We start from the raw sequence: 12,809 nt of genomic DNA on the forward strand, positions 1-12,809 counted from the left end.
TCTGTAAGGAGTCCTTCGTCATAATATCTTTGGTAAAAACTAGAGCTGTTTCCAAACAGTAAATCTAGCATCAATTTTGTCGTTAGTTCCCGTTTTAGCAGCTCTTCACCAAATAATTGGTTTTTCGCTTCTTTAAATCCGATGTATATTTTAGGGATTGCCACGGAAAGATGGGCTTCCACAAGCTTTTCACCCACTTCAAGCGGTTCCTCTGGGAAAAAGCGTTCAATGATCGGGGCTGGTGGAAAATTTTTCGCTTGCTGATTACTACGAATCAATTCGCCAATCTGATCTTTATCAAATCCTCCCACCACAAATAACACCATATTGCTTGGATGGTAAAAGGTCTCATAGCATTGATACAGCATGTCTTTTGTGATCGGTGTAATGGTTTCGATTGTTCCAGCGATCTCGATTCGTACCGGATATTTTTGATACATGGCTTTCAACAAATTAACATATACTTTCCAATCCGGATTATCATCGTACATTTGAATTTCTTGGCCAATAATTCCTTTTTCTTTTTCAACGCTTGCTTCAGAAAAATAGGGTTCCTGTACGAAATCCAGCAATATCTTCAAATTCTCCTCTACTTTATCCGTAGAAGAAAAAAGGTAAGCTGTCCGGTTAAAGCTGGTAAATGCATTATAAGAAGCACCGTTGCGGGAAAAATCCTGAAATACGTCACGATCTTCCTTTTCAAATAGCTTATGCTCCAAAAAATGGGCAATACCATCAGGTACATTGATGGTCTCCTGGTTATTTAATCGGAAATGGCTATCATTTGAACCATAACGGGTTGTAAAAACTGCATAGGTCTTGCTAAAGCCTTCCTTTGGCAACAAATAGACTGATAAGCCGTTTGGCAGTTTTTCATGATAGAGTGTTTCATTTAACTGATCAAATGTTACTGTTTTCACCCTATTCCCCACCCTTCTTATCGCGTAGTAGATAAATCGTATCGAGTTCAATTTTTTTAGCTACATTGACAACATCCTGCACGTTCACTTTTTCAATCTCAGACAGCAGGGTTTGTAAATCACGGTTTCTGCCGCTTATGACTCCGTTATAGGCAAAATCCACCATCATTCTACCGCTATCAAGCAATTCTTTAAATTGATTGTACAAGGTAGCTTTCGTCATATCCATTTCTTCCTGACTGATCTCGCCATTTTCCATCATCGTCATCTGTTCCTTCATGATGGTGACCGCTTTTTCATAATTATTGACATCAATACCTGACATCATCATAACTACGCCTTTATGGCTTTCCAAACGAGACACGGCATAATAAGCCAAGCTAGCCTTTTCACGTACATTTAAAAAGAGCTTGGAATGCGGGAATCCACCTAAAATCCCGTTATACACAAGCAAGGCAGGATAATCGTCGTCTTTATATACAATATTGGTACGGCATCCTATGTTTAGCTTAGCCTGATTTACATCCATGCGATCTACAATTGTTTTTTGTTCAGTAACCTTCTTAGAGACCTGCTGAATGCTTAGATGGCTTTTATGCTGGGAGGGTAGCTGAAGATGCTTCTTACATAAAGCGGTGATCTCCTCCTCCTTAACATCACCCACTACAAAGACTTCAACAGGGTTGTTATTTATGATTTGATGATAATAATCGGTAAGTGAAGCCGCATCAAGCTTGGTTACATTATCTATCGTGCCGAATGCTGAAATAGCATATGGTTCACCCTTAAACATTTCTTCCGTAATCCGTTGATTTGCGTATCTCATTTTATCATTAACGATGCTTTCAATTTTTTTCGTTAAGGATTTTTTCTCTGCTTCAACATACGTGCTGTCAAACTGGTCGTTAACCAAATAGGGACGAGTAAGGATATCGCCAACAAACTCTATCGCGTCTTCAACTAATGACTGGCTTCCGCTTAAATATTTTTCATTTGGAACCTCCATATATAGCTGTAGGAGTTGGCGCTCCCCTTTTTTGGCTACATCAACGTCAAAAATAGCTCCATACAAATAATCAAGATGCTGACGAAGCTTTTGAGGTTCAGGAAAACGAGCTGTTGCACGCTTTAACACCATGGCAAGCAAAGCGGTTTTCGATGCATTTTCCTCCGTTAATTCCTGTTCAATATTTACGATCATCGTAATTGATTTAAACTTTTCGGTCTGTAAAATATGTAGATTCATGCCATTTACCTGAGATTTCGTAAAGGCAATCTCCTGTGCCTTTTCAGCCATATGATTCGTCTCCCTCCTTATTTACGTACCTATTTTTTATTTTACCCAAAATAGGTAGCTTTCAGCAAAATGATTACATCAAATGTATGCCACACAACTGTACTCTTATACATCGTAGCTCATTCCAACAAAAAAGACTGATGAGCGAAAAACTCAACAGTCTTTTCTGTAATGCCCTTCCTTATAAATCACTTGTATCCCAATCGTTAAGCATCTCCAAACTAGTATCGCTAGAGTCAAAACGACCACAGTCCGGATTTAAGCAGAGAATGCCATGTAATTGATTGTCCAAAAACACATGACCATTTGCAAAACCACAGTATGGACATTCCCACATTTTGATACACCCCTTATGCTTTTTATCTCAAAGTAGTGTACCCATTCCCTGTCTAGGATATAAGTATGGCATATATCATATCCTTTTACTTCGTCGATTCGATTTCAATCGTTTCCAGATATTTAAGGAAAAAATAAGGATTAACCGCTTTACCTGTCTGATTGCTGTACAGGCCAAAATGCAGGTGAGGAGAAAACATACCTGTAGTTTCCATCGGTCCGTACCCCGTATCGCCTACAAAGCCAATTAACTGACCTGCTTTAACAGGACTGCCCACCTTTATTTCAGGAGCAAAAGCGCTCAAATGGGCATAGTACACCCGATACTTACCAGAGGAATGTGTAATATTAACTCTCCATCCCCCCATGCTATTCCACCCTAAGCGATTAATGACTCCATTCGTTGATGAAAAGACAGGGACTCCATGAAAAGCCATTATATCAATGCCTTCATGATTTCTACCTTGAGCTTCTGCGCCCCATGTTCGTTCATCCCCATATGTATTGTAAACCTGTTCATACCATGTACCCTTTTGCAAAGGGAAAACACTTTGCTTAGGGGCTAAGGCTCGATCAATGTTCCCTAGATATTGCTGCTTAGATTGTATGTCTAATGGTTTCCATGTCTGATTATACATACTAATCACTGGAATAGTCAGCTTCATTCCCTGACTTATCTCTTCCTTTGTCAGACGAGAAGCATTCTTTATTGACGAAATGGGCACACCAAATTTTTGACTAATCGACCATAACGAGTCCCCGGCCTGTACCGTATAAGTTGCTGGAGTGGCTTTAGTAGCCACCATCGCTACCTTCGATTGTTCATTATAATTTACCTGATAGCCTAATAATTCACTTATCGAACGTAAGGGGACTAAAATACGTCCTTCCTTTACTATAGGGGAAACATCTAGGCTATGCTTTTTTCCATTCCCCCAAGCTGTTTTTTGATTCACCCGATAAGTGTATTCGTTTGTTTTTGTCTTAATAAATACTTGCTTCGTTGATGCCTGATAAGTGACTTGTGCCTTAGTAGCTTCTGAAACGGCTCGAATCGGCACCAGCATACGATTATTCACAATTTGTGGTTCTACATCTGTTTTTAAACCCTTTCCATCTACCATAAGAAAAACACGTGGCACAGAAGCAGCCTGTACTTGCATAGGGTTAATCCAGGAAATGGATAACAAGGCAGTACCCACCAGACTCCTTACTAACCATCGGCTCGTACTCCTTCGTAATCTGTTCATGTAAATATCCTCCTTATCCAAGTCAAACTTGTCCCATTATCCCATAGGTTACAAAAGGGTATCTATGCATAATTACTGGTAAAAAGTAGCCTAACAAGAAAAACCACCCTTCCGAACGGAAAGGTGGTCATTGATTTTTTAGCTATATTTACCTATCACATACATGTAGATTCTTATTAGAAATAGATAAATAACGTTTACTAACGAGAACCTGTTTCATATGGTTCACCACTTGCTTTTGGAGCGCGTGATTTACCAACAAGACCAGCAAGTACCAAGATCGTCAATACGTATGGCAGCATGTAGATAAATTCAACTGGAATGTATTTGGTAAGTCCAAATACTTGTACAAGTGTTTTAACAGCTTGGGCTAATCCGAAAAACAGAGCTGCCCCCATAGCACCTACTGGATGCCACTTACCAAAAATCATCGCTGCAAGTGCAATAAAACCTTGACCAGAAATCGTATTGTGAGAGAAGTTTGATGTTGTTGTTAAAGCAACAGTTGCTCCACCCAACGCTGCCAAAGCTCCACTCAGCATAACCGCAATGTAACGAACACGATATACATTAATACCGGCTGTATCAGCGGCACGCGGATGTTCCCCTACAGAGCGAAGTCTTAAGCCAAACTGAGTTTTAAACAGTACGAACCAAACGATTGCCACTGTAATAAATGCCAAATAACTGGTAGGATATGCTTGGAATAAAGCACGACCCAGGAAAGGAATTTCACTTAAAAACGGGATGTCCCATTTGGAAAATACAACGCTCAATGTTTTGGTTTGACCAGCACCATCAAAAATGATTTTGGTAAGATATACTGCCAAACCTGTTGCCAAGAAGTTAAGAGCAACACCACTTACTACTTGATTGGATTTAAACGTAATCGAAGCCGCTGCATGTGGCAGGGAGAAAATAATACCACCAATACAAGCCGCGATTAAACCAATCCAAGGTGCGTACGGCGCTGGCTCCATAAAGTAAGTAACAACCGCTCCAATGAAAGCTCCCATTACCATGAGGCCTTCCAGCGCAATGTTAACTACCCCGGAACGTTCAGAAATAACACCGCCAAGTGCCGCGAAAATGAGGGCTGTGGAAAATACGATCGTGTCATGTAAGAGATCGCCACCAATGGTTAGCCATTGCATCTTTACAGCACCTCCTTCTTATTCTTCTTAGATAAAACAGGTTTTAAAATAAATCTAACAATGCCATGAGCTGCAACGAAGAAGATTACAGAGGCAATTACCACGCGAATTAACTCTACTGGTACGCCTGCTCCCATCTTCATTCCATTTGCTCCAAAGGACAATATTCCAAATAAAATAGCACCTAATACTACCCCAATTGGAGTATTACCACCAATTAATGCAACTGCGATTCCATCAAAGCCATACCCAGGCTGAGCGGCCATAATAGCTTGATAATGGAACACCCCTAGAATTTCAACGGCTCCACCCATACCTGCCATACAACCTGAAATAAACATAGCTTTAATAACGTTATTATTTACATTCATACCAGCATATTGAGCTGCATGCGGATTAAAGCCTGTCGCGCGAAGCTCAAAGCCCGTTTTTGTTTTCCAAAGAACAATAAAGAAAAGGACAGCTAAAACAAGAGCAAGTAAAGTTCCCCAATGCATACGTGCGCTTTCAAACATTTGAGACAGCCAGTCAATTGCAATAGACGCTGATTCCTTAATATCTTCAGAACGCTGTTGTCCTTCTGGAACCAATGTAGTCACCAGAATAAAGTTCACCATATACAAAGCAATCCAGTTCATCATGATTGTAGTAATAACCTCGTGGACACCACGTGCAGCTTTTAACCAACCTGCAAAAGCCGCCCACAGCCCACCGACAATTGTACTGACAATAATGGTTAGTGGAGCATGAATATAGGCAGGTAAGTCCAGCTTTACACCAAGGTAAACAGCTGTAACCATACCCATCATGAATTGACCCTCTACTCCGATGTTAAAAAGTCCTGTACGGAAAGCAAAGGCAACAGCCAATCCACTAAAAATCAAAGGGGTGATCTGGCGAATCGTTTCACCAAAATTATAGGCGTCACCAAATACTTTCTTGACCAGAGAACCATAGGCTAACAATGGATCAAATCCACCTGCTAGCATCGCAATCGCCCCGACGATGAGTCCAAGCAGAATCGCAACAACAGGAACGATGAAAGAATCCTTCGTAAAAATCTTAAACACACTATTCATCCTGTTCGCCTCCTTGAATGCGTTTTCCACCTGACATCATCAACCCGAGCTCTTGTTCACTCGTTGTTTTCGGATCAACAATACCAACGATTTCACCTTCATAAATAACAGCGATACGATCGGAAACATTGCGTATCTCATCCAGCTCAAACGAAATGAGTAGAACCGCTTTTCCATTATCACGTTGTTCAATTAAGCGCTTATGAATGAATTCAATCGCACCTACATCCAGCCCACGTGTTGGCTGAGCTGCAATCAACAGATCAGGATTCTTGTTCACTTCACGTGCAATAATCGCCTTCTGTTGGTTACCACCCGACAGAGCGCGTGCTAGTGTATGTATCCCTGGCGTACGAACATCGAATTCTTCAATTAGCTTTTCGGCATGTTTGTTAATCGCATCATAATTCAAGAATCCATTTTTATTAAATTCAGGGTGGAAATAAGTCTCTAGAACAATGTTTTCAGCCATGCTAAAATCGAGAACTAAACCATGCTTATGTCGATCCTCTGGTATATTAGATAGTCCTGATTCAGAAATAAAACGCGGAGTTTTATTGGTTAAGTCCTTACCATTTAAAGTTATTGAGCCTTCCTGACACTTACGTAGCCCCGTTAACACTTCAATCAATTCAGACTGACCGTTACCGTCAACGCCCGCAATTCCAAGAATTTCACCAGCCTTAACATCAAAGCTGATTTTATTTAGGGCATTAACTCCACGATTACCCATTGCTGTTACATTTTTCACAGATAGACTTGCTTCTTTAGGATTAGCAGGCTTTTTATCTACAGCAAACGTTACGTCGCGCCCAACCATTTTGGAAGCCAATTCATCTGGATTTGTATCTTTAATAGCTAGAGAGTCGATCGTCTTACCACGGCGAATAATGGTGACACTATCACAAATTGCCATAATCTCTTTCAGCTTATGGGTGATTAAGATAATCGTTTTTCCTTCTTTAACCAAATTACGCATAATCTCTATTAACTCGGAAATTTCCTGCGGTGTAAGAACAGCCGTTGGTTCGTCAAAAATGAGGATATTAGCTCCACGGTACAAGGTTTTAAGAATCTCAACACGTTGTTGCATCCCTACTGAGATGTCTTCAATCTTTGCATACGGGTCAACCTTGAGCCCATACTGTTCAGATAGTGCTTGTACCTTTTTAGCCGCTGAATTGATATCTATCTTCAAACCATTCTTTGGTTCTTTTCCTAGAATAATATTTTCCGTAACGGTAAACGGTTCGACAAGCATAAAGTGTTGGTGAACCATTCCAATACCCAATTCGTTAGCAACATTTGGACTGGTGATTTTCACTGGTGTTTCATTAAGTAAAATCTCACCCTCATCAGGCTGATACAACCCAAATAGAATATTCATTAGAGTTGATTTACCAGCGCCATTTTCACCTAAGAGCGCGTGAATCTCGCCTTTTTTTACTTTAAGTTGAATATTATCATTTGCAATAATTCCTGGAAAGCGCTTCGTTATTCCGCGCATTTCTACTACCGTTTTTACATCTTTCATTTCACTCACCCCGTTTTTCTGGGTAATAATCCAAAGTAACTCTGCACAAGGCAACAACAAGGCTAGTCATGAAACTAGCCTTGTTGCTTATTTTCTTCAACAAATAAAATAACTAGATCAATTACTTAACAGCTTTTTCTGGAACTTTAATTTCGCCACTTACAATTTTAGCTTTAAATTCATCAACTTTTTTCAGTACTTCAGCCGGCACATTGATAGTAGAAGTAGATGCTAAACCTACGCCGTCTTCAGCGATACCTAGGTTAACAGCTTTTCCACCTTCCCATTTGCCTTCAGCCATATCTTTGGAAACTTTGTAAACAGCTTCGTCTACTTTTTTCACCATAGAAGTTAAAGTGATTTCGTTACCAAAGTTAAGAGATTGGTCTTTGTCTACACCGATAACCCAAACGTTTTCGCCTTTTTTCTTACGATCAGCAGCTTCGTTGAATACACCGTCGCCAGTAGCACCAGAAGCATGGAAGATGATATCTACACCCTGTGCATACATACCAGAAGCAGTGGATTTACCTTGGTCTGGCTTATCAAATGCACCTGTGTAGATAGATATTACTTGAGCTTCCGGATTAGCGGCTTTTACACCAGCAAGGAAACCTGCTTCAAAACGTTCAATAACAGGAATTTTAACACCGCCTACGAAACCAACCTTTTTGGTTTTCGACATTTCAGCAGCTACAACACCTGCCAAGAAAGCACCTTCTTGCTCTTTGAACAATACGGATGCTACGTTTGGAGCATCAACTTGCGCGTCGATGATCGCTAGTTTCGCATCTGGGTTTTGGTCAGCAATTTTCTTAATTGGTTCAGCCATCATGAAGCCAATACCCCATGTCAGATCCCATTTTTCCTTAACAAAGTTGTTCAAGTTTGGTACGTAGTCAGCATCGCCATTACTTTGAGCATAGTTTGTTTCAATGCCCGTGTCTTTGTTTAGTTTCTGTAGAGCTTCCCATGCACTTTGGTTAAAGGAGTTGTCGTTAACACCGCCAACATCAGTAACCATACCAACCTTTGCAGAAAGTTTCTTGTCTGCCGCTGGAGAAGCGCTTTCTTTACTAGGCTCAGTTGGTTGAGCTTTACCGCAACCAGTTAGCACCAGTGAAAGACTCAGGGTTGCCACGGAAAGAACAGATAGGATCTTTTTCATGCTTGTGATACCCCCAATTATCAGTTTTTATGTAGACAAGAAAATATCAGACTATCAAATTTGGGTGATGATTCAGGAGCTTGGAGAGAGCACTTCATAAATAAAAAACGATAACTTGTTTATTTTGTTCTCTACCAATTCCTATTGAGGAAAAAACACCCATTTTCGACATGATTCCAATATTTTCGCCAGCCCGTAGAAATTTTACCCCATGTAAGAAGCGATATGCAAGCGAATTTTTTATTCTATCATTCGGAATATGTTAGTTTTCTTAATCTTTAACATAAAAAACCTTTTAAGAGATTTGTGATTCAGATGATGGTCGTGGAATTCGTACCTCTCGTGGTTTGCTCCCCTCGTATGGACCAACAACTCCTTGGGCCTCCATCATATCTATGAGCCGAGCAGCTCTCGTATAGCCAACACGCAGTCTTCGTTGCAATAGAGAGGCTGATGCTGTCTGAGCTTCTGCCACAACCTGTACGGCCTGATCATACATTTCATCATCCATGACCATTTGTGGCTCCTCGCTTATTTCCTCGGGAATCATTTCTTCACTGTATTTTGCTTCCTGCTGTTCCTTCACAAAGGATACGACATCTTCTACTTCCTTATCTGCAACAAAAGCCCCTTGTACGCGGGTTGGTTTGGAGGCTCCCATAGGTAAGAAAAGCATGTCTCCGCGCCCAAGTAATTTTTCTGCGCCTCCCATATCTAAAATAGTTCGAGAATCGGCCATAGACGAAACTCCGAAGGCAATTCGCGATGGAATGTTCGCCTTTATCACCCCCGTAATTACGTCAACAGAAGGCCTCTGGGTCGCAATTAAAAGATGAATTCCAGCTGCGCGAGCCATCTGAGCTAATCGACAAATGGCATCTTCTACCTCTCCTGGAGCTACCATCATTAAGTCGGCCAGCTCGTCCACTATCACAACGATATAAGGTAGGGGAGCCGTATGTTGCCCTTGTTCTGCGCTTTTCACCATTTGGTTGTACATTTCTATGTTGCGACAATTCGATTTAGAGAACAAATTGTAACGTCTTTCCATTTCTACCACTACTTTTTTTAAAGCTACAGAAGCACGTTTTGGATCAGTTACAACAGGCGCTAACAAATGTGGTATACCATTATAAACATTAAGTTCTACCATTTTCGGATCTATCATCATTAATTTCACTTCGTTCGGTTTTGCGCGCAATAAAATACTCATAATAATCCCATTAACACATACTGATTTACCACTTCCTGTAGCTCCAGCCACCAATAAATGGGGCATTTTTGCTAAATCTGCCAAAATCGGCTCACCAGAAATATCGCGTCCTAAAGCTACAGTTAATTTGGCTTCTGAATCTTTGCATTGTGGACTTTCTAAAACCTCTCGCAGTGTTACCAACGAAATCTCACTATTGGGAACCTCAATACCTATGGCAGATTTGCCGGGTATAGGAGCCTCAATTCGAATGTCTTTTGCTGCTAAGGCTAAGGCTAAGTCATCAGTTAAACTTACGATACGACTTACTTTTACCCCAGTAGCAGGTTGTACCTCATAACGTGTTACGGCTGGACCGCGATGGATTTCAGAGACAATAGCGCTCACACCGAAGCTTTTCAGCGTTTGCACTAGCTTAGCTGCATTTGAGGCATGATCTACGTCTTTTTGTTGACCAGTGTTCTTCGGTCTTGATAGCATGGACAAATCAGGGATTATATAAGTACTTTCAAGCTGACTATCCTCTGTTTGAAAATTTACCGTCACATCCGGCATATCTTCTCCTTGAGAATCAGCCTTTGTTTTAATCGTGATCTTGGCTGATGTTTCTGTTTTGTTTGGCAGATTTGTCATTTCCTGCTCTGGAAGAGTCTCTACTCGCTCTGTGAAATCTTTTATCACAGGTGAGACCATCGCTGGTTCACTATCCATTTGCTCTTCCCAAGGGGTGCTGTTATCTACAATCACTGGCGGTGGAGCCTCTATCGAACTGGCATGCTCCACGTTTGATCCATTCCCGAGCTTTTCCTCTGATTTTTTCTTTTCTTTTTCTTCTTGTAAAAGCTGCATGGATTCTTTAACTGATTGCTTTGTTTTCAGATAACCCGCGGACAGCTTTCCTCGAATGATATTGAACAGATCTACATAGGAAACCTGGAAGATAAACATGATGCCTATCAAAAAGAAAAGGCCAACAACAAGACCTGTTCCAACTGTGCCAATTAACGCATTGGTTACTGTAAATAAAACAGCTCCGATCATTCCCCCGCCGACGCTTACGGTCGATACTCTCTGCTTCTGATCCTCTAAAATTCTCTCCCAGGTGAGCTGAATCATATTTTGATCAAAACGTCCACTACCGGATAAAAGCTCATATAACAACAGATGGTCCCATAATAGAATTCCCATGAAAATGATGAAAAAACCGAACATTCTTGGACTCATTCTGGGGAGTTTTCGAACGAACATCATATATACAGAAATCACAATAAGGGCAACAGGTATCAGAAAATCCCATGATCCTGCAAACATGCGAAATAAAAAGGAAAGGACTCTTTGACCTAACCAACCACTCTCCAAAAGACCGATCACACTGAGACAGATTATAATAAGACCAATCAGTTCCAGCTTAATGATCGAGGCCCATGCCGATGGGGATGTTTTTCTCTTTCTTCTACTCATGGCACGCTTGCCTCCTTTACGTATGATTACTTTTGCTTTTCCAGTCCCCTTGTAACATTCCCTTTTGACAGCGAGAATCCCTGCTTTAAGGGAACAAAAACAGCCGGAGTTGGTGCGTCCGGCTGTTTTTGTTATCTTAATTAGTATACCACAGGAAATTGTTACAAATACAAACTACTAACAAAATTCCTTTCTTAATCAAATGAAGGACGAAATTTAACGGTTTGCCCAGGTGCATAAGCTGGATTGACATAGTCATGAGGATTAGGACTAATCAGACGTACAATTTTTCCTTCATAGGAATTAATAGGCTCTATCAGCATGACTGCCGCTCCCATTTGGATTTCCTGAATTTGCTGCTTTTCCACCTGCTCCTGGTTATCAAATATGAGCTCCATTGGCATAGCAGAGTAAATAATCATTGAAGAACACCTTCTTTATTACGTCTTTCCTCAATAAGTTCATTTAGTTTCTTTAACGCTTTACCAAGTCCACCTACTTCATTAATTAATCCATACTTAACCGCATCAGAGCCAATTACATTGGTTCCAATATCTCGGGTTAATTCACCTGTACGTAGCATGAGATCACGGAATTTCTCCTCTGTAATATCCGAATTGCGAGCGACAAATGAAACCACTCTATCCTGCATTTTATCCAGATACTCAAAGGTTTGTGGTACACCAATAACAAGCCCCGTTAATCGAATCGGATGGATTGTCATTGTCGCTGTCTCAGCAATATAGGAGTAATCACCTGCAACAGATATTGGCACACCGATAGAATGCCCCCCACCAAGTACGAGGGTAACAACAGGCTTCGATAAGGATGAAATCATTTCGGCTAAAGCAAGGCCCGCTTCAACATCGCCACCCACTGTATTTAAGATAACCATAACACCTTCAACCTTTTGGTTTTGTTCTGCTGCCACCAATTGGGGAATGATATGCTCGTATTTCGTTGTTTTATTCTGAGGTGGTAATTGAATATGCCCCTCTATTTGGCCGATGATTGTCAGGCAGTAAATATTGCTTTCCAATTGAGGTACGTTAGTCTGGCCAAGCTGAGTAATATTGTCTATTAGACGTTTTTTAGCCTCATCTGAAGGCTCCTGCTGTGGTGCTGTCGTATTTGGCTGCTCTTGAGATCTTGATCGGTCTGGTTGTATTTGGGGTGTTTGCGGACTCTCCTCATTATTGATTCTATTCATTGTAAATGGGGGCTTACGCAAATAATCTTTAGGATCCATCTGGCTAACGACCTCCTTTATGCTAGTTGTAGTATGGGTTAGCCTTACCGAATTCATGCATTGATGGAAAAGCTAGCCTGCTTATAAAATTGTTCACATGAGTCAAATCCTTGTAAAAAAACACCCCTTTCATATTTGATGGCAAATT

General features: G+C 40.9%; 11 protein-coding genes. All 11 read right to left on the reverse strand.

Annotated features, from left to right (window positions below):
- Window positions 1–920: EF-P 5-aminopentanol modification-associated protein YfmH (gene yfmH, locus AYJ08_RS11460; protein WP_064017833.1), on the reverse strand; the 920-nt coding region annotated here is incomplete at its 3' end.
- Window position 921: 1 nt separating this feature from the next.
- Complete coding sequence (gene yfmF, locus AYJ08_RS11465; protein ID WP_064017834.1) at window positions 922–2,217, reverse strand: EF-P 5-aminopentanol modification-associated protein YfmF; 1,296 nt, start codon at window positions 2,215–2,217, stop codon at window positions 922–924.
- A gap of 181 nt (window positions 2,218–2,398) precedes the next feature.
- Window positions 2,399–2,554 carry a hypothetical protein gene (locus tag AYJ08_RS23965; RefSeq protein ID WP_197490628.1) on the reverse strand — a complete coding sequence of 52 codons (156 nt, stop codon included), beginning with the start codon at window positions 2,552–2,554 and terminating at the stop codon, window positions 2,399–2,401.
- Between the two features lie 85 nt (window positions 2,555–2,639).
- Window positions 2,640–3,803, reverse strand: coding sequence for a stalk domain-containing protein (locus AYJ08_RS11470; RefSeq protein ID WP_064017835.1), 1,164 nt, complete (start codon window positions 3,801–3,803; stop codon window positions 2,640–2,642).
- Window positions 3,804–4,003: 200 nt separating this feature from the next.
- On the reverse strand, window positions 4,004–4,957 hold the full coding sequence (locus AYJ08_RS11475) for an ABC transporter permease (protein ID WP_031413755.1): 954 nt from the start codon (window positions 4,955–4,957) through the stop codon (window positions 4,004–4,006).
- Between the two features lie 2 nt (window positions 4,958–4,959).
- A complete protein-coding gene (locus AYJ08_RS11480; RefSeq protein ID WP_031413754.1) occupies window positions 4,960–6,036 on the reverse strand; it encodes an ABC transporter permease in 1,077 nt (358 codons plus the stop codon).
- Window positions 6,029–7,570, reverse strand: a complete 1,542-nt coding sequence (locus tag AYJ08_RS11485) for an ABC transporter ATP-binding protein (RefSeq protein WP_064017836.1) — start codon at window positions 7,568–7,570, stop codon at window positions 6,029–6,031. Before AYJ08_RS11485 ends, AYJ08_RS11480 begins: the two co-directional genes overlap by 8 nt.
- Before the next feature lie 121 nt (window positions 7,571–7,691).
- Window positions 7,692–8,738, reverse strand: coding sequence for a BMP family lipoprotein (locus AYJ08_RS11490; protein WP_064017837.1), 1,047 nt, complete (start codon window positions 8,736–8,738; stop codon window positions 7,692–7,694).
- Window positions 8,739–9,033: 295 nt separating this feature from the next.
- Complete coding sequence (locus tag AYJ08_RS11495; RefSeq protein WP_064017838.1) at window positions 9,034–11,412, reverse strand: FtsK/SpoIIIE family DNA translocase; 2,379 nt, start codon at window positions 11,410–11,412, stop codon at window positions 9,034–9,036.
- Between the two features lie 194 nt (window positions 11,413–11,606).
- Window positions 11,607–11,834: a YlzJ-like family protein gene (locus tag AYJ08_RS11500; protein ID WP_031413750.1), complete on the reverse strand. Its 228-nt coding sequence runs from the start codon at window positions 11,832–11,834 to the stop codon at window positions 11,607–11,609.
- Window positions 11,831–12,661 carry a ClpP family protease gene (locus AYJ08_RS11505; RefSeq protein WP_064017839.1) on the reverse strand — a complete coding sequence of 277 codons (831 nt, stop codon included), beginning with the start codon at window positions 12,659–12,661 and terminating at the stop codon, window positions 11,831–11,833. Before AYJ08_RS11505 ends, AYJ08_RS11500 begins: the two co-directional genes overlap by 4 nt.
- Between the last annotated feature and the right edge of the window lie 148 nt (window positions 12,662–12,809).

Source organism: Brevibacillus sp. SKDU10, from assembly GCF_001645205.1.
GTDB lineage: Bacteria > Bacillota > Bacilli > Brevibacillales > Brevibacillaceae > Brevibacillus_B > Brevibacillus_B halotolerans.

Excerpts from the sequence above, each read along its gene's own strand:
- AYJ08_RS11470 (WP_064017835.1), bottom strand. The coding sequence starts at position 3,803 with ATGAACAGATTACGAAGGAGTACGAGCCGATGGTTAGTAAGGAGTCTG.
- AYJ08_RS11500 (WP_031413750.1), bottom strand. The coding sequence starts at position 11,834 with ATGATTATTTACTCTGCTATGCCAATGGAGCTCATATTTGATAACCAG.
- AYJ08_RS11475 (WP_031413755.1), bottom strand. The coding sequence starts at position 4,957 with ATGCAATGGCTAACCATTGGTGGCGATCTCTTACATGACACGATCGTA.
- AYJ08_RS23965 (WP_197490628.1), bottom strand. The coding sequence starts at position 2,554 with ATGTGGGAATGTCCATACTGTGGTTTTGCAAATGGTCATGTGTTTTTG.
- AYJ08_RS11490 (WP_064017837.1), bottom strand. The coding sequence starts at position 8,738 with ATGAAAAAGATCCTATCTGTTCTTTCCGTGGCAACCCTGAGTCTTTCA.
- AYJ08_RS11505 (WP_064017839.1), bottom strand. The coding sequence starts at position 12,661 with ATGGATCCTAAAGATTATTTGCGTAAGCCCCCATTTACAATGAATAGA.
- AYJ08_RS11495 (WP_064017838.1), bottom strand. The coding sequence starts at position 11,412 with ATGAGTAGAAGAAAGAGAAAAACATCCCCATCGGCATGGGCCTCGATC.
- AYJ08_RS11485 (WP_064017836.1), bottom strand. The coding sequence starts at position 7,570 with ATGAAAGATGTAAAAACGGTAGTAGAAATGCGCGGAATAACGAAGCGC.
- yfmF (WP_064017834.1), bottom strand. The coding sequence starts at position 2,217 with ATGGCTGAAAAGGCACAGGAGATTGCCTTTACGAAATCTCAGGTAAAT.
- AYJ08_RS11480 (WP_031413754.1), bottom strand. The coding sequence starts at position 6,036 with ATGAATAGTGTGTTTAAGATTTTTACGAAGGATTCTTTCATCGTTCCT.